The following is a 17,186-nucleotide window of genomic DNA, read 5'->3' on the forward strand; positions in this document are numbered from 1 at the left end:
CGTCACCGTCCCGGATAGGCGCGCGTCATCAGCCGGCCGAGCGCCGGCCGAGCCGTTTCGTCGCCGCAAAGGCGCAGGCACGCCCAGGCGGTGGCGAGGTTGCTTGTGACGACCGGCCTGCCGATGGCCGCCTCGATCTGCGCCGCCACGCCCGCCGCGCGCACGGCGGTGCAGGAGATGAAAAGCGCATCGCAATCCGGCGCCGTCGCCTCCTTCGCGAAGGCGACGATCTCTTCCGGGGAAATCCGTGCCATGTCCCGATCGTCGGAAAGGCCGAGGCAGGTGAATCGGGCGATGTCGAAGCCGAGCGCCAGGAAATAGTCGGCCATCGGCCGGCTTGTTTCGAGCGTATAGGGCGTCAGGACGGAAATCCGCTTCGCGCCGAGCGTCTTCAGGCCGGAAACCGCGGCAGCGGTCGGCGTCACCACCGTGGCGGTGGGCTTGGCCGCCTTGATCGCCGCCTTCACTGCCGCGTCGCCGATGACGACCGAGGCCGAGGTGCAGGAATACATCACGACATCCAGCGGTTCATCCGGCAGGATGAGCGCCGCGCCCGCCGTCAGCGAGGGCTGCATGGCGGCGAGGTTCTCCGGCGTCACCGGATTGGCGTAGGGAATGCGCGTCGCATAGACGCCGATCCGTCCGTTTGCCACCATGCGCTGGAAATCCACCTCCGTCGTGTGGTCGGTCGCCAGGATGATCAGGCCGACGCGTTTTTCCAACGGGCGATCGTCGAGTTTCGGCGCGCGGGAGGCCAGCGAGAGATCAAGGGTCTGCATCAGCGTTCCTCCACCCGGGCGTAGCGCTCTTCCAGCCAGCGCAGGAAGACGACGGAGATCAGGCTCATGATCAGGAAGAACACGCCGACCAGCGTCATCGGCTCGATGTAGCGATAGCTGCTGTTGGCGACGCTCTTGGCCTGGTTCATCAGCTCCAGCACCGTGATGGCGGAGAGCAGCGGCGTCTCCTTGAACATGGCGATCAGGTAGTTTGCAAGCGCCGGGATCATCGGCGGGATTGCCTGCGGCAGGACGACGTGGATCCAGGTCTGGCGGCTGGTGAGGTTCGTCGCCTTCGCCGCCTCCCACTGCCCGCGCGGCACGTTCTCGATGCCGGCGCGATAGACCTCCGCCGCGTAGGTGCCGTAGTGCAGGCCGAGGCCGATGACGCCGGCGAGCAGCGCCGGCAGGCGGATGCCGATATCGGGCAGCACGTAGAAGATGAAATAGAGCTGCACGAGCAGCGGCGTGCCGCGGATGAATTCCACGACGAAACCCGTGGCCCTGGCGATCGGCTTCGGTGCCGTCATGCGCAGGATCGCGAAGACGAGGCCGATCACGGCGGCCACGGCGGCGCCGAGCACGGTCGCCAGCAAGGTGATCTTCAGGCCCTGGAGCAGGGTCGGCATGATCTCCCAGACGAAATTCCAGTCCCATTCCATCGTCAGGTCCTCACACCATCGAGGCCGCGGGTGACGCGCCGTTCCAGCCAGCGCATGGCGGTGGAGATGGCGAGCGCCATCAGGAAGTAGAGCACGAGGATGGTGGCGAAGGGGATCAGCGTGTTGCCGGTCTGCGCGCGCACCACCTGGGCCTGGAAGGTCATGTCGGTGAGCGAGATCAGCGAGACGACGGCCGTGCCCTTCAGGAGCTCGATCGCATTGTTGCAGAAGGTCGGCAGCATCAGGGGCAGCGCCTGCGGCAGAATGACGTGGCGCATCGCCTGGCCGCGCGTCAGGTTGAGCGCGATGCAGGCCTCGCGCTGCTCGCGCCCGATCGCCTTGACCGCGCCGCGCACCACCTCCGCCCCGTAGGCCCCGACATTGAGGCCGAGCGCCAGGACGCCCGCCTGCAGCGGCGAGAGCGTGACGCCGGCAAAGGGCAGCACGAAATAGACCCAGAAGAGCTGCACGAAGATCGAGGTGCCGCGGAAGAACTCGATATAGGTGGTGGCGAGCGCCCGGACCGCCATGAAGCGGCTGACGCGCCCGAGCCCGGCGACGAAGGCCATGACGAGGGCGAGTGCCGAACCCATCACGGTGAGCTGAAGCGTCACCAGCGCGCCTTGCAGGATCAAGCCTATATAGCCGGACCAGTCGGTCATGGTGTGTTCCACGTTAACGTCAACGGAGCATCGCCCCTCATCCGCCTGCCGGCACCTTCTCCCCGCAAGCGGGGAGAAGTCAGAACAGGAGCCGGCTCCCCGCCCACCAAAGCACGCGATGACGGGAAAGCCTGGCCACCAGCCCCTTCTCCCCGTCTACGGGGAGAAGGTCGCGGCAGCGGGATGAGGGGCAGATCCACCATTCTTACTGCGCCGCGCAGAGCTTTTCGCGCGTCGTCGACATGGCCGCTGCGGCGGAGAAGCCGTAGGGCTCGATGATCTTGGCGAATTCACCGGATTCCTTCAGCTTGGCGAGCTCGACGTCGAAGGCATCGCGCAGCGCCTCGTCGCCCTTGCGGAAGGCCGCGCCGTCGCAATAGACCGGGGCGCCCTCGACCGGCGCGACGACCTCGATGTTCGGATCGTTCGCCTTGGAGACGAGGTCGTTGATCGACAGGACCGGCAGCGAATAGACGTCGATGCGGCCGTCCTGCAGCATCTTCAGGCCGCTCTGGCCATCCGGCACGACGATGACACGGTCACGCGGCACGCCGGCTTCGAGCGCCAGCTTCTCTTCCGTGCCGCCGCCCGGCGCACCGATCTTGGCATCCGGATTGTCGGCGATGTCCTTGTAGCTCTTGAGGCCGAGCGGATTGCCCTTCTTCAGCGCGAAGGCCTCGGCATCGCACAGGATCGGCTCGGAATAGGCGACGGCGGCGCAACGCTCCGGCTTCATGAATAGGCCGGCGGTGATGACGTCGTGGCGGCCGGCCTGCAGGCCCGGGATCATCGCGCCATATTCCGAGATCGAGGCGACGATGTCGCCGACGCCGAGGCGCTTGAACACCTCGCGGGCGACGTCGGGCGCCGCGCCCGAAACCTTGCCGTCGGCGGCGACCGCCGTGAACGGCGGCTCGTTGGCGATGGCGACGCGGGCAAAGCCCTGTCCCTTCAGTTCCTCCAGCTTACCGTCATCGGCCGTAGCGGGGGAAGCGGCGGCGATGGCGACGAGCGCGCTTGCGCCGGCGGCCATGGTCAAAAACGTCCTGATGCTCATTGTTCCGAACTCCTCTGGCTGTCTCTAGTTGTTGCTTGGAGCCTTGTTTCCGAGGAAGATCCTCAGACGCGGTGCCCTGCCGCGATGATCTTGCGCAGGAAGGTCTGCGTGCGTTCCTGCCTGGGATTGCGGAAAATCTCGTCCGGCTTGCCCTCCTCGACGATCTTGCCGCGATCGAAGAAGAGGATGCGGTCGGCGAAATCGTGGGCGAAGCCCATCTCGTGGGTGACGAGCAGCATGGTCATGTCGGTCTCGGAGGCGAGCTTGCGCATGACGTTCAGAACCTCCTCGACCAGTTCCGGGTCGAGCGCCGAGGTCACCTCGTCGAACAGCATGATCTTCGGCGAGAGCGCCAGGGCGCGGGCGATGGCGACACGCTGCTTCTGTCCGCCGGACAGTTGGGCGGGCATGTTCCTCGCCTTGTCGGCAAGGCCCACCATGTCGAGAAGCTCCATCGCCCGCTTCTCGGCCGCGGCTTTCGCCGCGCCCTTGGTCAGCATTGGCGCCAGCGTGACATTGTCGAGCACACATTTGTGCGGGAAGAGATTGAAGTGCTGGAAGACCATGCCGATCTTCTCGCGCATCCTGTGCAGGTGGCGATCGTCCGCCGGCACGAGGCCGCCGTTCTTCGGCATGTGGTAGAGCTGGTCGCCGTCGACCTCGATATGGCCGTCGCTGATCGTCTCCAGCGTCATCAGGATGCGCAGGATCGTCGTCTTGCCGGAGCCGGAGGGGCCGATGAGGGCGAGCTTCTCGCCCGGCAGCACCTCCATCGACAACCCGTCGAGCACGGTCAAGGGACCGTAGCGCTTCACGATATTGTCGATGCGGATGATGGGTGCGGCCATGCATGTCTCTCCCTGTCGAGACCGTGTTGGCCTAACGATGCGCGGCGATCGAAATCATGTCAATGTAGATAATAATCTCATGACAATTATTGTTTCACCGCCCATTTCGCGGGCATCCGCACTCAAATCGCGAGCAGCAGCGCCTCCGGGTTCCCGCTGGCCAGCGAAGCCAGGATGCCGAGGCCCGTGCGAAGTTCCTGCTCCGTCGTCGAGCCGAGGGAGATGCGCACGGCGGGCTGCCAGCCCTGGTCGGCGGTGCGGAAGGAGGAGCCGGGCGCGATGGCGACGCCGCGCAGGCGGGCCTGCGAGACGAAACCCTCCTCCGTATGCCCTTCCGGCAGCGGCAGCCAGACATGCAGGCTCTGCGGATGCGAGCGATAGGGCAGGCCCGCGAAGATCTCCTCCGCGATGGCGTGGCGCGCCGCCAGCGCCCGGCGCTGCCAGGTGACGAGTTCCATCGCCGTGCCGTCGCCGACCCAGCGCGTGGCGATCTCGGCGATCGAGGGCGTCGCCATCCAGTTCGAGACGAGGTGCCGGTTGGCGACGGCCGCGACATAGCGGTCGGGCGCGGCGAGATAGCCGATGCGCAGGCCCGGCACCGTGATCTTGGTGAAGCTCGTCACGTAGAGCGTGCGCTCCGGCGCGTAGGCGGCGAGCGGCGGCGCCCTCTCCTCGACGAGCGGCCCCAGAATGTCGTTCTCGATGATCGCGATATCGTGGCGCCGCGCCACCTCGGCCAGCGCCTGCCGGCGCTCTCCGCTCATCAGCGTCGCGGCCGGGTTGATGACGGAGGGCTGCAGGAACACGGCACGAATGACGCCCTTGCGGCAGGCCTCGTCCAGCGCCTCGGGGATCATGCCGTCGCGGTCGATCGGCAGGCCTTCGAGATGGAGGCCGAGATAGGTGGAAAGCGGCACCAGCGTGTGGTGACTGATCGCCTCCGTGGCAACGGTCGCGCCGGGCGGGGCGACGCTCATCAGCGCCACCGTCATGCCCGACGTCGCGCCGTTGGTGAGGCTGATGTTGAGCGGCGAGATGTCGAGCCCGCAGCGCGCCAGCCATTCGGCCGCGACGGTCCGGTGGCGCGGGAAGACCATGTTGGGGCGGAAGGAGAGCGCCGAGCTCGACGGCAGGTTTTCCGCGAGCCATCCGAAGGCCTCACGCATGCGCTCCAGGTGGATCTGCTCGCAGACGGGTTTCAGGATCGACAGGTCGACCAGCTCGCCGAGCCGCTCGGGCAGGTAGGGCGGTTCCGGCTCCTTCGGCCGCGTCTGCACGAAGGAGCCGCGGCCGATCTCGCCGGAGATCAGGCCGCGGCGGATCAGCTCGTCATAGGCGCGGCTGACGGTCTGCACGGAAAGTTTCAGGTCGTCGGCAAGCTTGCGGTGTGGCAGAAGGCGTGTACCGTTGGGCAGCAGCCCTTCCTGGATGGCGCGGGCGATCTGCTCGGCGAGAGAAAGGTAGGCCGGCCGGCGCAATTGGGATATATCGGGTCGCCAATTTGTCATGATTTCAACAGTGCTCAAATTCAGTTCAATTGACAACGCCAAAATGCCTTTCCATGGTCTTTTTCTCGGCTTTGACATGATATCCGCCCGGAGGGCGACCGCATGAAACTCGACGCCATCGACCTGCGCATCCTGGAGGCGATCCAGGAGAACGGGCGCATCACCAAGCTGGCGCTGGCGGAAAAGGCGGGCCTATCCCCGACGCCCTGCTGGCTGCGGCTGCGCAAGCTGGAAAAGGCGGGCATCGTCACGGGCTATCATGCGCGCGTCGCGGTGCGGCGCCTGGCGCCGGTCGCCAGCGTCATGATGGAGGTGACGCTGGCCAACCACCGGCAGGCCGATTTCGACCGCTTCGAGCGCGCGGTGGCGGCAACACCGGAGATCGTCGCCTGCTGGTCCGTCGGCGGCGGCGTCGATTACATCCTGAAGATCATGGCCCCCGACATCGACGCCTACCAGCGCCTCGTCGACGACCTGCTCGACCGCGAACTCGGCATCGACCGCTACTTCACCTACATCGTCACCAAGACTGTGAAGGAGGAGACCGCGCTGCCGCTGACGACGCTGCTGCCGGCCCCGGACTGATATCGACGTAGAGAGATTGTCTATGGCCGGCGGTCGGTTTGGTCAAAGTCTCTGCGGCCGAGCCCGGCAATAGACAATCTGTCGCCGCGCCTCTGGCAGACTCACCGTCGACACAGCCAGAGGAGGCCGACATGACCGCCCTATTCGCCCGGACCGTTTTCCACGAAGCGCTCGCCCGCCTGGGCGATCCTCACCTGCTGCGCGAACTCTCCTATGTCGGCGGCCGCTGGGTGGCCGGCCGCGACGGCGACAGCTTCGCCGTGACGGACCCCGCCTCCGGCGCGACGCTCGCCTGGGTCGCCGCGCTCGATGCCGGCCAGACGTCGGAGGCGGTCTCGGCCGCGGCGCAGGCCTTCCCCGCCTGGCGGGACCTGCTGGCGCAGCAGCGCGCCGCGATCCTGCGCAAATGGCACGGGCTGATCCTCGAAGCGCGCGAGGACCTCGCGCTGCTGATGACGCTGGAACAGGGCAAGCCGCTCGCCGAATCCCGCGGCGAGATCGACTATGCCGCCTCCTTCATCGAGTGGTATGCCGAGGAGGGCAAGCGCCTCAATGCCGAGAGCGTGACGAGCCACCTGCCCGGCGCCGAGATGATCGTGCGCCGCGAGGCGCTCGGCGTCGTCGGCATCGTGACGCCGTGGAACTTCCCCTCCGCCATGATCACCCGCAAGGCCGCCGCCGCGCTTGCCGCCGGCTGCACCGTGGTCGCCCACCCTTCCAGCGAGACGCCGCTTTCCGCCCTCGCGCTTGCCGAACTCGGCGAACGGGCCGGCCTTCCGGTAGGCGTCTTCAATGTCGTGACGGGCGATGCCGCCACCATCGTCGGCTGCATGAACGCCGACGCCCGCGTGCGCGCCATGAGCTTCACCGGTTCGACGGAGATCGGCAAGCTGATCGCCGGCCAGTGCGCGCCGACCATGAAGCGCCTCGTCATGGAACTCGGCGGCCATGCGCCCCTGATCGTCTTTGCCGACGCCGATATCGAGAAGGCGGCCGACATCGCCGTCAACGCCAAGTTCGCCACATCGGGACAGGATTGCCTTGCCGCCAACCGCATCTATGTCGAGCGCCCCGTCCTTGCCGCCTTCACCAAGGCCTTCAAGGCCCGCATCGCGGCGCTGAAGGTCGGCGCCGGGCTGGAGGCGGATGTCGAGATCGGCCCGCTGATGCACGAGCGCGCCATCGCCAAGGTGGAGGAGCAGGTGGCCGACGCCGTGAAACACGGCGCGAAGGTCCTCACCGGCGGCAGGCGCCACAAGGCCGGCCCGCTGTTCTACGAACCGACGCTTCTGACCGAGGTTTCCGACGATGCGCTAATCATGCGCGAGGAAACCTTCGGCCCCGTCGCCGCCGTCACCGCCTTCGACAGCGAGGCGGAAGTGATCGCCCGCGCCAACGACACCGAATACGGCCTCGTCGCCTATGTGGTCACCGAGAACGGCGCGCGCCAGATGCGGCTTGCCCGCGCGCTGGAATACGGCATGGTGGCGGTCAACCGCGTGAAGATCACCGGCGGGCCGATCCCCTTCGGCGGCTGGAAACAATCCGGTGTCGGCCGCGAAGGTTCGCGCCACGGCATGGAGGCCTTCACGGAACTGAAATATCTCTGCATCGACACCGCTGCTTGAGCGCGGGCGCGTCTCCACCGGCTTGATTCCGGGCACCTGCTCCGGGCGCCCGCCCCCGAGGTGCCCAACCTCTCGATCGTCATCCTCGGGCTTGACCCGAGGATCCATGTGCTACCGAGATTGTGGATCCTCGGGTCAAGCCCGAGGATGACGGAGGGAGAGTGAGGATGACGATGGGAAAAAGGGAATGACGGTGAAAATATCGGACAACCGCGCCCCAGAACTCTAAAAACAACCGACTTCGAAAGGAAAAGACCATGCTCGACCGACGCAACGAACTCACCGCCTGGGACCGCGACCACTTCTTCCACCCCTCCACCCATATGGGCATGCACGCCCGCGGCGAGACGCCGACGCGCGTGATCGGCGGCGGCGAAGGCGTCTACATCACCGACACGAACGGCAAGACGAGCCTCGACGCCTTTGCCGGCCTCTATTGCGTCAATGTCGGCTACGGCCGCACGAAGATCGCCGACGCCATCGCAGAGCAGGCGAAGAACCTCGCCTACTACCACGCCTATGTCGGCCACGGCACGGAAGCCTCGATCACGCTGTCCAAGATGATCATCGACCGCGCGCCCGAGGGCATGAGCCGCGTCTATTTCGGCCTGTCCGGCTCGGATGCCAACGAGACCAACATCAAGCTCGTCTGGTACTACAACAACATCCTCGGCCGGCCGGAGAAGAAGAAGATCATCTCGCGCTGGCGCGGCTACCACGGCTCCGGCGTCATGACCGGCTCGCTGACCGGCCTCCATCTCTTCCACAATGCCTTCGACCTGCCGCGCGCGCCGATCCTCCACACGGAGGCCCCCTATTTCTTCCGCCGGCCGGACCGGTCGATGGACGAGGAACAGTTCGCGCAATATTGCGCCGACAAGCTGGAGGAGATGATCCTTGCCGAGGGCCCGGACACCGTCGCCGCCTTCATCGGCGAGCCGATCCTCGGCACCGGCGGCATCGTGCCGCCGCCGAAGGGTTACTGGCAGAAGATCCAGGCCGTGCTCGACAAGTACGACATCCTGCTGATCGCCGACGAGGTCGTCACCGGCTTCGGCCGCCTCGGCACGATGTTCGGCTCCGACCACTACGGCATGAAGCCCGCCCTCATCACCATCGCCAAGGGCCTCACCTCGGCCTATGCGCCGCTCTCCGGCACCATCGTCTCGGACAAGGTCTGGGAGGTGCTGGTGAAGGGCTCGGATGAACTCGGCCCCATCGGCCACGGCTGGACCTATTCCTCGCACCCGATCTGCGCCGCCGCCGGCGTCGCCAATCTCGAACTCATCGACGAGCTCGGCCTTGTGGAAAATGCCGGCTCCACCGGCGCCTATTTCCGCAGCGAACTCGCCAAGGCCGTCGGCGACCACAAGCATGTCGGCGAGGTTCGCGGCGACGGCCTGATGGCGGCGGTCGAATTCGTCGAGGACAAGGACGACCGCGCCTTCTTCGATCCGGGCAAAAAGATCGGCCCGCAGGTCTCCGCCGCCCTCCTGGAACGCGGCGTCATCGGCCGCGCCATGCCGCAGGGCGACATTCTGGGCTTCGCCCCGCCGCTGTGCCTGACCAGGGAAGAAGCGGACATCGTCGTGAAGGCGACGGCCGATGCGGTGAAGGCGGTTCTCGGCTAAGCCGGCCGGCAATCCACACCGGCACGAACCCATCGAGGGCGGGCGGCGCAACGCCGCCCGCCCTCGGCGCGCCGGCCTACTTCCGGTGATGCACCGGTTGGAGGGCGTAGACCGGCGTCGGGATGCCTTCCATGCGCGCCTTCAGCTGCAGGGCGAGATATTGCGAATAGTGGCGCGACTGGTGCAGGTTGCCGCCATGGAACCACAGCGCCTCCTGCTGCGTCGGCTTCCACATGTTGCGCTGCTCGCCCTCCCAGGGGCCCGGATCCTTCGGCGTATCCGAACCGAGACCCCAGACCTTGCCGACCTTGTCGGCGGTCTCCTGGTCGATGAGATCGGCGACCCAGCCGTTCATCGAGCCGTAGCCCGTCGCATAGACGATGACGTCGGCGGGGATTTCCTTGCCATCGGAAAGCCTGATGGCGTTTTCCGTGATCTCCTCCACCTGCCCCGCGGCAAGCTTCACCTTGCCGTCGATGATGAGCTGCGAGGCGCCGATGTCGATATAGTAGCCGGAGCCGCGGCGCAGGTACTTCATGAAGAGGCCCGAGCCGTCCGCGCCCCAGTCGAGCTGGAACCCGGCCTTTTCCAGCGCCGCGTAGAAATCGGCGTCGCGCTCGCGCATCTTGTCGTAGAGCGGGATCTGGAACTCGTGCATGATGCGGTAGGGCAGCGAGGCGAAGATGAGGTCGGCTTTCGCCGTCGTCACGCCGTTCGCCAGCGCCTGCTCCGAATAGAGCGAACCGAGGCCGATATCCATAAGCGTGTCGGAGCGCACGATATGGGTCGTCGAGCGCTGGATCATGGTGACGTCGACGCCGGCCTCGTAGAGCGCGGCACAGATGTCATGCGCCGAATTGTTCGAGCCGATGACCACGACCTTCCTGCCCTTGTAACCGTCCGGCCCCGGATGCTGCGAGGAATGGTGCTGCTCGCCCTTGAACCGCTCGCGGCCCTTGAAATCCGGGATGTTCGCCTTGCCGGACATGCCGGTCGCAAAGACCAGCTGCTTCGGCCGCAGCACCACCTCCTCGCCGTCGCGGTCGACGACGACTGTCCATTCCCTGGCGGCCTCGTCCCATTTGGCGGATTTGGCGGCGGAGCGCGTCCAGTAGTTCAGCTCCATGACCTTGGTGTAGAACTCCAGCCAGTCGCCGATCTTGTCCTTCGGCGCGAAGACCGGCCAGTTCTTCGGGAAATCGATATAGGGCAAGTGGTCGTACCAGACGGGATCGTGCAGGCAGAGCGACTTGTAGCGCTTGCGCCAGCTGTCGCCGGGCCGGTCGTTCTTTTCCAGGATGATCGTCGGCACGCCGAGCTGGCGCAGCCGCGCGCCGAGCGCGATGCCGCCCTGCCCGCCGCCGATGATGACGGTATAGGGCTGCTTTTCGTAGCCGAGCGTGCGTTCCTCTTCCTCGCGCTCCTCCTTCCAGGTCTTGGCGCCGACATTCTGGCCATGCCTGGCACCGAGCGGGCGCGTGAAGCCGGATTTCTCCTCGTGGCCCTTCAGTTCGGACAGCACCGTCAGCAGCGTCCAGATGAGGCCGTTCTTGAAGCGCACGAGGCCATAACCGCGCCCGACCGCCGTCTCGAACGAGATCCAGCTTTCCAGGACCCCATCCGCCTCCGTCGCCTCCTCGCCGTCGGCGACGCGCCAGTTGGAAGGCCTGGCGGTGGAGAGCTGCGATTGCAGCATGTCGCGCACCTGATCGTGCCCCTCGACGGTCTTGAGGTTCCAGGTGAAGGCGACGAGGTCGCGCCAGTAGCATTCCTCGGCGAAGAGGGCGACGGCATCGTCGATCCGGCCGGCTTCAAGGGCCGCGCCGAACGTATCGAGAAGCGTCTGGACGCGGGTGGTGGGGGTTTTGTCGAGCATATGTTTCTCCTCCTACTCAGGTGAAAGACGGGGCGGCTCCTCAACCGCCCCGCAAGACGGACCGGCCTAGCGGGACAGGTCGATCAGGATCTTCAGGTGCTTGCCGGCCGGGTCGAGCAACTGGTCGAACCCTTCCGAAACGGCCTCGCGGAGCGAGACATATTTCGTGACGATGCGGCTTGCCGGGATCTGGCCGCTGGCGATCAGCCGGGCGACGCGCGGCCAATAGTGGGTCGGATAGGCCCAGGAGCCGCGGATATCGATGTCCTTGAAGGTGACGTCGAACCAGTTCAGCGGGTTCTCGCCGGGGTGAAGCCCGGTCTGCACGACGACGCCCTGCTTGCGCACCGCATCGGCGCAGTTCTTCAGCGCGTGCTCGTTGCCGACGCATTCGATGGCGACATCGCAGCCGACGCCGCCCTCCGTCTCGGCGCGGATGACGTCGCCCACCTTTTCCGTCTTCGGATTGATGGTGCGCACCGTGCCCAGCGCCTCGCGCGCCAGCGCCAGCCGCGTATCGTTGAGATCGGAGAGGAAAATCTGCGAGGCGCCCGCGGCACGCGCCGCCATGGCGACGAGAATGCCGATCGGACCGGCGCCGGTGACGAGCACGCTGTTGCCGGCCGTCACGCCGCCGCGATCGCAGGCATAGACCGCGACCGCCGTCGGCTCGATGAGCGCGGCCTCCTCATCGCTCAGGGCGTCCGGAATGGGCTGGACATTGTAGTCGTTGAGAAGGGCGGCCTCGGCCATGCCGCCGGAATGCCAGGAAAGGCCGGCAAGCGCGAGGTTGCCGCTGAGATGAAAGAGGCCGCGATCGGCGTAGTAGTCGCCCTGGCGGGGCATGATGAGCGGCTGGATCGACACCCGGTCGCCGGGCCTCACATGCGCGACGCCCGCGCCGACCGCCTTGACGACGCCACCGAATTCGTGGCCGAGGATCTGCGGCCCGTGCGCGCCGGTGAAGGGATGCGGCTCCTTCGGCACGAAGATCGGGCCATAGGCATATTCATGCAGGTCCGTGCCGCAGATGCCGCAGAAGCGGTTCTCGACCAGCACCTCGCCCGGGCCGGGCGACGGCGGGGCATCGACCTCCTCGATGCGCAGATCCTTGGCGGCGTGAAAGCGCAGAGCTTTCATTGTGTTTCCTCCTGTTGTTCTTGCACAGGAAGGTCAGCAAGCGCCGTGCCAGACTGGCGGAGCGCCCGATTTCAATGCCTTTTCAAACGATTGCGAGGAAGAGGATTCCGCCGCCGGGCGAAATGCAACAGGTGGCGTGCAACAGGTGTTGCAGGCGCCGCGTCAGTTGAGACGCTTCAGGCGGCGGTGGATGGTCGAGCGGTTGACGCCGAGTTTGCGGGCGAGCGCGGAGACATTGTTGCCGCAATCGCTGAGCGCCTGGCGCAGTTCGCCGTCATCGTCGGACGGGGCGGCAACAGGCCCGGCGAAGAGATGGTCCGGCAGGCAGTCGACATCGATGACGCCGCCCTCGGAGAGCGCCGCGGCGACGCGCAGCGCATTGGAAAGTTCGCGCAGATTGCCCGGCCAGGCATGGGCCAGCAGGGCGGCCTGCGCCGCCTTGTCGATGCGGTAGGTCTCGCCGTTCTCCTTTTCGACGCGGGCGAGAAGCTGGTCGATCAGCCAGCCGAGATCCTGCCGTTCGCGCAAGGCCGGCAGGCTGAGCATCGCCGCATTCAGGCGATAGTAGAGATCCTGCCGGAAGCGGCCCTCCTTCACCAGGTCGGCAAGGTCGCGGTGCGAGGCGGAGAGCACGCGCAGGCGCACCGGGCGCGCCTTCAGCGCGCCGACCGGCTGCACCTCGTTTTCCGAAAGCACGCGCAGCAGCCGGCTTTGCAGCATAAGCGGCATGTCGCCGATCTCGTCGAGGAAGAGCGTTCCGCCGTTCGCCTCCTCGATCAGGCCGCGCTTGCCCTTCTGGCTGGCGCCGGTGAAAGCACCGGGCGTGTAGCCGAACAGTTCGGATTCGATGAGGTGTTCGGGGATCGCCGCACAATTGACGGCGACGAAATTGCCGCTGCCGCCGCAGCTGTCATGGATCGCGCGGGCGAGGAACTCCTTGCCGCTGCCGGTCTCGCCCTGGATGAGGATCGGGATGTCGCGCGCCGCAAGCTTCGCCGCCCGCGCCTGCACCCGCTCCATAGCAGTGTCGCCCTGGCTGAGGTCGCGCAACGCCCGCGGCAGACGCGGCGCCGGCATGTTCGGCGCGCGCAGGCTGACGGCGGGCGCGATGGCGCTGGCGAAGAGCACGAGGCCGTTTTTCGCGCGCAGCAGGCGTTCGCCGTTCGGCCGGCCGCGCATGAAACGCGGCAGGTCATCCACATCCATGTCGAAGACCTCGGAGATCGGCAGGCCGAGGAAATCGCGCGTCGCCAGGCCGCGCATGTTCATCGAGCGGGCGAGCGCGCCGAAACCGCCATGGGTCATGCCGGTGATGCGGCCGGAACCGTCGAGCGCGATGGCGGCGTCCGGATCGACGTCCAGGAATTCCGGCGAACGGGCAAGGCGCAGCACCCAGTCGTTGCGGGTGCGGGTCATGAGGTTGGCAAGCTCGATGCGCCGCGCGGTGGAGGTGGCAAGATGCAGCGCCAGCTGCTGGCTGGCCTTGGCGGTCGGCGAGCGGAGCTGGGAAATGTCGAGCACGGCGGTGAGGTCGCCCAAGGTGTCGAAGACCGGCGCGGCCGTGCAGGTCAGCCCGATATGGCTGGCATCGAAATGATCGTCCTGGTGGATGATGACCGGCTCGCCGGAGACGATGCAGGCACCGACGGCGCAGGTGCCCGCGCGGTTTTCCGACCATTCCGAGCCGAGATAGAGCCCCGCCTTGCGCAGCTGGTTGTCGAAGGTCGGATCGCCCATGAAATCGACGGTGACGCCGCGCGCATCGGACAGCAGCAGCACATAGTTCTGCCCGGCGACCTGGTTGAACAGGCCTTCGAGGCCGGAGCGGCCGATGCGGATCAGTTCCTCCGCCTGCTCGCGGTGCTCGCGCAGCTTCAGTTCGGGAACGATATAGGCTTCCTGGGCGATGGTCGGGTCGAGCTTGTAATCGTTGAGGCAGCGCAGCCAGGATTTGACGACGGGCGCATCGCGCGGGCTGACGGCGCCCATGCCGACGCGTTCGATCTCCCGTATGTGCGACAGCGTCGACACCATAAGACATCCTCCCGCCCGCATGGTGGCACAGGAGCCGCCGCGGGACAATCGCCCATAGGTCGGATGTAAAATGCCCTTGCGGGCGGTCAAGCCGTCGATGCCAGCCGCACGCGATGGCCGGGGGCGATCTCGGTGAGCGCGGAGGGCACCGGCGGCGTGAAGACATCCGGCGCCGCGCTGCCATCGGACACGAAGCGGCGCCCATCGGGCAGGGTCGCATCCGTCGCGAAAGCGGCCGCGCCCGGGTTCAGCGCCACATCCGGATCGGGAATGGCGGCGATCAGCCGGCGGGTATAGGGATGGGTCGGCGTCTCGAAGATCTGCCGCCAGCCGCCCTCCTCCACCACCTCGCCGAAGAACATCACCAGCACCCGGTCGCTCATGTGCTCGACGACGCTGAGGTCGTGGCTGATCATGATGTAGGAGAGGCCGAGCTTTTCCTGCAGATCGAGCAGCAGGTTGATGATCTGGGCGCGGATCGAGACGTCGAGGGCGGAGACCGGCTCGTCGAGCACGACGATCTCCGGTTCGAGGATGAGCGCGCGGGCGATGCCGATGCGCTGGCGCTGTCCGCCGGAGAACTCGTGCGGATAGCGGCGCGCCTGCTCGGGCGTCAGGCCGACATTCTTCAGCATGGCCTCGATTCGGCCCTCGATTTCCGACGCCGCGGTGACGCCGTGCAGCTTCAACGGCGCGGCAAGCGAGGTGCGCACGGACTGGCGCGGGTTCAGCGAGGCATAGGGGTCCTGGAAGACCATCTGCACCGCTTTGGCGCGCTGCATGCGGCCCGGCGCGCCGGGACCGGCAAGCGGCTGACCGCGATAGCGGATCGTGCCTTCCGTCGGCTCCTGGAGGCCGAGGATGGAGAGGGCCGTGGTGGATTTTCCGCAGCCGGATTCGCCGACGATCGACAGGCATTCGCCCTTGGCGAGGTCGAAGCTGATGCCGTTGACGGCGTGCAGCATGCGCCGTCCCGTGCCGAACAGGCCGCCGCCGGAAATCGGGAAGCGGACATGAAGATCGTCCACCTGCAGCAATGGCGCTGTCATAGCTGGCCCCTTTCCGCCCCGCGCGGCGCGATGAAACGCGTTTCCGTCAGCGTCGAGCGGTCGGCGATGATGCTGTCGATATCGACGAGACGCTGGCGGCCGTGCGCGCTGCGGCTGCCGAGGCGCGGCAGGGCGCCGAGCAGGCCGCGCGTATAGGCGTGGCGGGGATTTTCGAAGAGCGCCCGCGTCTCGTTCTCTTCCACGAGGCAGCCGGCATACATGACGCCGACGCGCTGGCAGATGCTGGCGATGACGCCGAGATCGTGGCTGATGAAGAGCACGGCCGTACCCCGCGCGGCGCAAAGCTCCTTGATCAACCGCAGCACCTCGGCCTGCACAGTGACGTCGAGCGCTGTCGTCGGCTCGTCGGCGATGAGGAGGTCGGGGTTGCAGGCGAGCGCCATGGCGATCATCACGCGCTGGCGCAGGCCGCCGGACATCTGGTGCGGATAGTTCTTCGCGCGGCGGTCGGGATTGGGCACGCGCACATTGCCCAGCGCCTCGACGGCAAGCTTTTCCGCCTCGCCCCAGCTCTTGCCCTGGTGCAGCACGAACATCTCGGCGATCTGCCGGCCGACCGTGGACAGCGGGTTCAGCGCCGTCATCGGCTCCTGGAAGATCATGGCGATGCGGTTGCCGCGCAGGCGCCGCATCTCGCGCTTCGGCAGGGAAAGCAGGTTCTGGCCCTTGAACAGGATCTCGCCGCCGAAGACGGCGAGCGGTTTCTTCAAAAGCCCCATGACGGCCAGCGAGGTGATCGACTTGCCGGAACCGGATTCGCCGACGAGCCCGTAGGCTTCGCCCGGCATGATCTGGAAGGTGACGTCTTTCAGAAGCGGATGGTGGGCGGAGCGGCCGAGGGCGACGCCGAGGCGAAGGTTCCGGATGTCAAGAAGCGGCGCGGTCATGGCTTGCGCGTCCTCATATGCGGGTCGAGGCTGTCGCGCAGGCCGTCACCCAGAAGGTTGAAGCCGAGCACGGAGAGGAAGATGGCAAGGCCGGGGAAGATCGCCACCCAGGGCGCAAGCTGGATGAGCTGGCGCGCATCCGTCAGCATCGAGCCCCAGCTCGGGAACGGCGGCTGGATGCCGAGACCGAGAAAGGAGAGCGCGGCCTCGGAAAGGACGGCCGAGCCCATGCCGAGCGTCGCCATGACGAGGATCGGCCCCATCATGTTGGGCAATATCTGCGTGAACATGATGCGCAGGTCCCCGTAGCCGAGCGTCTGCGCTGCCTGCACATAGCCCTGCGATTTCAGCGACAGCGTCGAGGAGCGGGCGATGCGGCAGGTCCAGCTCCAGTTGGTGAGGCCGAGCGCGATCAAAAGCGACGGCAGGCCGGGGCCGAGCACCGCCATGACGGCGAGCGCGAAGATCAGCGAGGGGATGGCGAGCATGACGTTGGTGAGGCCGTTCACCAGGTCGTCCCACCAGCCGCCCCAGTAGCCGGCGGTCATGCCGAGCGTGACGCCGATGACCGAGTTGATCACCTGCGAGACGATGCCGACCGTCAGCGAGATCTGCGCGCCGTAGAGGATGCGGGTATAGACGTCACGCCCCTGCCCGTCCGTGCCGAACCAGAAGGTGGCGTCGGGCGGCAGTTCGGAACTCATCAGGTCCGCGTCGAGCACCGGATCGAAGGGCGCGATCCACGGGGCGAGCACGCCGGCGAGGATGACCAGCGCCGTCAGGCTCGCGCCGAGCCAGAAGTTGAAGCCGAGGCGCATT

15 protein-coding genes are annotated in these 17,186 nt (G+C 66.6%); 3 read left to right on the forward strand and 12 right to left on the reverse strand.

Features of this window, described 5'->3' with window-relative positions; all coding sequences use genetic code 11:
- Nucleotides 1-2 precede the first annotated feature (2 nt).
- The 6 genes from eutA to ehuR form a co-directional block, all read right to left on the reverse strand.
- On the reverse strand, nucleotides 3-779 hold the full coding sequence (gene eutA / locus AABQ55_RS23705) for an ectoine utilization protein EutA (protein ID WP_443021172.1): 777 nt from the start codon (nucleotides 777-779) through the stop codon (nucleotides 3-5).
- The gene (ehuD, locus tag AABQ55_RS23710) at nucleotides 779-1,441 is read right to left on the reverse strand and encodes an ectoine/hydroxyectoine ABC transporter permease subunit EhuD (RefSeq protein ID WP_272807728.1); all 663 of its coding nucleotides are present in this window, start codon (nucleotides 1,439-1,441) and stop codon (nucleotides 779-781) included. Before ehuD ends, eutA begins: the two co-directional genes overlap by 1 nt.
- A gap of 2 nt (nucleotides 1,442-1,443) precedes the next feature.
- Nucleotides 1,444-2,103, reverse strand: a complete 660-nt coding sequence (ehuC, locus tag AABQ55_RS23715) for an ectoine/hydroxyectoine ABC transporter permease subunit EhuC (RefSeq protein WP_272807727.1) — start codon at nucleotides 2,101-2,103, stop codon at nucleotides 1,444-1,446.
- Nucleotides 2,104-2,308: 205 nt separating this feature from the next.
- Nucleotides 2,309-3,160 carry an ectoine/hydroxyectoine ABC transporter substrate-binding protein EhuB gene (ehuB, locus tag AABQ55_RS23720; RefSeq protein ID WP_272807726.1) on the reverse strand — a complete coding sequence of 284 codons (852 nt, stop codon included), beginning with the start codon at nucleotides 3,158-3,160 and terminating at the stop codon, nucleotides 2,309-2,311.
- A gap of 62 nt (nucleotides 3,161-3,222) precedes the next feature.
- On the reverse strand, nucleotides 3,223-4,008 hold the full coding sequence (ehuA, locus tag AABQ55_RS23725) for an ectoine/hydroxyectoine ABC transporter ATP-binding protein EhuA (RefSeq protein ID WP_272807725.1): 786 nt from the start codon (nucleotides 4,006-4,008) through the stop codon (nucleotides 3,223-3,225).
- A 122-nt stretch (nucleotides 4,009-4,130) separates the two neighbouring features.
- The gene (gene ehuR / locus AABQ55_RS23730; RefSeq protein ID WP_443021171.1) at nucleotides 4,131-5,516 is read right to left on the reverse strand and encodes a MocR-like ectoine utilization transcription factor EhuR; all 1,386 of its coding nucleotides are present in this window, start codon (nucleotides 5,514-5,516) and stop codon (nucleotides 4,131-4,133) included.
- Nucleotides 5,517-5,618: 102 nt separating this feature from the next.
- Between ehuR and AABQ55_RS23735 the strand changes: the two genes are divergently transcribed.
- From AABQ55_RS23735 to AABQ55_RS23745, 3 genes are all read left to right on the forward strand, one after another.
- Entirely contained in the window at nucleotides 5,619-6,101 is a 483-nt protein-coding gene (locus AABQ55_RS23735) for an Lrp/AsnC family transcriptional regulator (protein WP_064332869.1), read from the forward strand.
- Between the two features lie 131 nt (nucleotides 6,102-6,232).
- Nucleotides 6,233-7,729 (forward strand): NAD-dependent succinate-semialdehyde dehydrogenase, encoded by a 1,497-nt coding sequence (locus AABQ55_RS23740; RefSeq protein ID WP_272807724.1) that lies wholly within the window; start codon nucleotides 6,233-6,235, stop codon nucleotides 7,727-7,729.
- 257 nt (nucleotides 7,730-7,986) lie between these two features.
- The gene (locus AABQ55_RS23745) at nucleotides 7,987-9,360 is read left to right on the forward strand and encodes an aspartate aminotransferase family protein (RefSeq protein ID WP_272807723.1); all 1,374 of its coding nucleotides are present in this window, start codon (nucleotides 7,987-7,989) and stop codon (nucleotides 9,358-9,360) included.
- 76 nt (nucleotides 9,361-9,436) lie between these two features.
- On the opposite strand, the gene AABQ55_RS23750 is transcribed toward AABQ55_RS23745, so the two are convergent.
- The 6 genes from AABQ55_RS23750 to AABQ55_RS23775 all read right to left on the reverse strand — a co-directional run bounded on the left by AABQ55_RS23750 (nucleotide 9,437) and on the right by AABQ55_RS23775 (nucleotide 17,185).
- On the reverse strand, nucleotides 9,437-11,236 hold the full coding sequence (locus tag AABQ55_RS23750) for an NAD(P)/FAD-dependent oxidoreductase (RefSeq protein WP_272807722.1): 1,800 nt from the start codon (nucleotides 11,234-11,236) through the stop codon (nucleotides 9,437-9,439).
- Between the two features lie 66 nt (nucleotides 11,237-11,302).
- Nucleotides 11,303-12,376: a 2,3-butanediol dehydrogenase gene (locus AABQ55_RS23755; RefSeq protein ID WP_272807721.1), complete on the reverse strand. Its 1,074-nt coding sequence runs from the start codon at nucleotides 12,374-12,376 to the stop codon at nucleotides 11,303-11,305.
- 162 nt (nucleotides 12,377-12,538) lie between these two features.
- Nucleotides 12,539-14,410: a sigma-54-dependent Fis family transcriptional regulator gene (locus tag AABQ55_RS23760; RefSeq protein ID WP_272807720.1), complete on the reverse strand. Its 1,872-nt coding sequence runs from the start codon at nucleotides 14,408-14,410 to the stop codon at nucleotides 12,539-12,541.
- 86 nt (nucleotides 14,411-14,496) lie between these two features.
- The gene (locus tag AABQ55_RS23765; protein WP_272807719.1) at nucleotides 14,497-15,459 is read right to left on the reverse strand and encodes an ABC transporter ATP-binding protein; all 963 of its coding nucleotides are present in this window, start codon (nucleotides 15,457-15,459) and stop codon (nucleotides 14,497-14,499) included.
- Nucleotides 15,456-16,367 carry an ABC transporter ATP-binding protein gene (locus AABQ55_RS23770; RefSeq protein ID WP_272807718.1) on the reverse strand — a complete coding sequence of 304 codons (912 nt, stop codon included), beginning with the start codon at nucleotides 16,365-16,367 and terminating at the stop codon, nucleotides 15,456-15,458. The genes AABQ55_RS23765 and AABQ55_RS23770 overlap by 4 nt, the downstream gene beginning before the upstream one ends.
- Complete coding sequence (locus tag AABQ55_RS23775) at nucleotides 16,364-17,185, reverse strand: ABC transporter permease (RefSeq protein ID WP_272807717.1); 822 nt, start codon at nucleotides 17,183-17,185, stop codon at nucleotides 16,364-16,366. Before AABQ55_RS23775 ends, AABQ55_RS23770 begins: the two co-directional genes overlap by 4 nt.
- Between the last annotated feature and the right edge of the window lies 1 nt (nucleotide 17,186).

Source organism: Shinella sp. WSD5-1 (genome assembly GCF_963942435.1).
GTDB classification, from domain to species: domain Bacteria; phylum Pseudomonadota; class Alphaproteobacteria; order Rhizobiales; family Rhizobiaceae; genus Shinella; species Shinella yambaruensis.

Bases quoted from the DNA above. Each gene is read 5' to 3' on its own strand.
- AABQ55_RS23740 (WP_272807724.1), top strand. From the start codon at position 6,233: ATGACCGCCCTATTCGCCCGGACCGTTTTCCACGAAGCGCTCGCCCGC.
- AABQ55_RS23775 (WP_272807717.1), bottom strand. From the start codon at position 17,185: ATGCGCCTCGGCTTCAACTTCTGGCTCGGCGCGAGCCTGACGGCGCTG.
- ehuD (WP_272807728.1), bottom strand. From the start codon at position 1,441: ATGGAATGGGACTGGAATTTCGTCTGGGAGATCATGCCGACCCTGCTC.
- ehuR (WP_443021171.1), bottom strand. From the start codon at position 5,516: ATGACAAATTGGCGACCCGATATATCCCAATTGCGCCGGCCGGCCTAC.
- ehuB (WP_272807726.1), bottom strand. From the start codon at position 3,160: ATGAGCATCAGGACGTTTTTGACCATGGCCGCCGGCGCAAGCGCGCTC.
- AABQ55_RS23765 (WP_272807719.1), bottom strand. From the start codon at position 15,459: ATGACAGCGCCATTGCTGCAGGTGGACGATCTTCATGTCCGCTTCCCG.
- eutA (WP_443021172.1), bottom strand. From the start codon at position 779: ATGCAGACCCTTGATCTCTCGCTGGCCTCCCGCGCGCCGAAACTCGAC.
- AABQ55_RS23735 (WP_064332869.1), top strand. From the start codon at position 5,619: ATGAAACTCGACGCCATCGACCTGCGCATCCTGGAGGCGATCCAGGAG.
- AABQ55_RS23760 (WP_272807720.1), bottom strand. From the start codon at position 14,410: ATGGTGTCGACGCTGTCGCACATACGGGAGATCGAACGCGTCGGCATG.
- AABQ55_RS23750 (WP_272807722.1), bottom strand. From the start codon at position 11,236: ATGCTCGACAAAACCCCCACCACCCGCGTCCAGACGCTTCTCGATACG.
- ehuA (WP_272807725.1), bottom strand. From the start codon at position 4,008: ATGGCCGCACCCATCATCCGCATCGACAATATCGTGAAGCGCTACGGT.
- AABQ55_RS23745 (WP_272807723.1), top strand. From the start codon at position 7,987: ATGCTCGACCGACGCAACGAACTCACCGCCTGGGACCGCGACCACTTC.
- AABQ55_RS23770 (WP_272807718.1), bottom strand. From the start codon at position 16,367: ATGACCGCGCCGCTTCTTGACATCCGGAACCTTCGCCTCGGCGTCGCC.
- AABQ55_RS23755 (WP_272807721.1), bottom strand. From the start codon at position 12,376: ATGAAAGCTCTGCGCTTTCACGCCGCCAAGGATCTGCGCATCGAGGAG.
- ehuC (WP_272807727.1), bottom strand. From the start codon at position 2,103: ATGACCGACTGGTCCGGCTATATAGGCTTGATCCTGCAAGGCGCGCTG.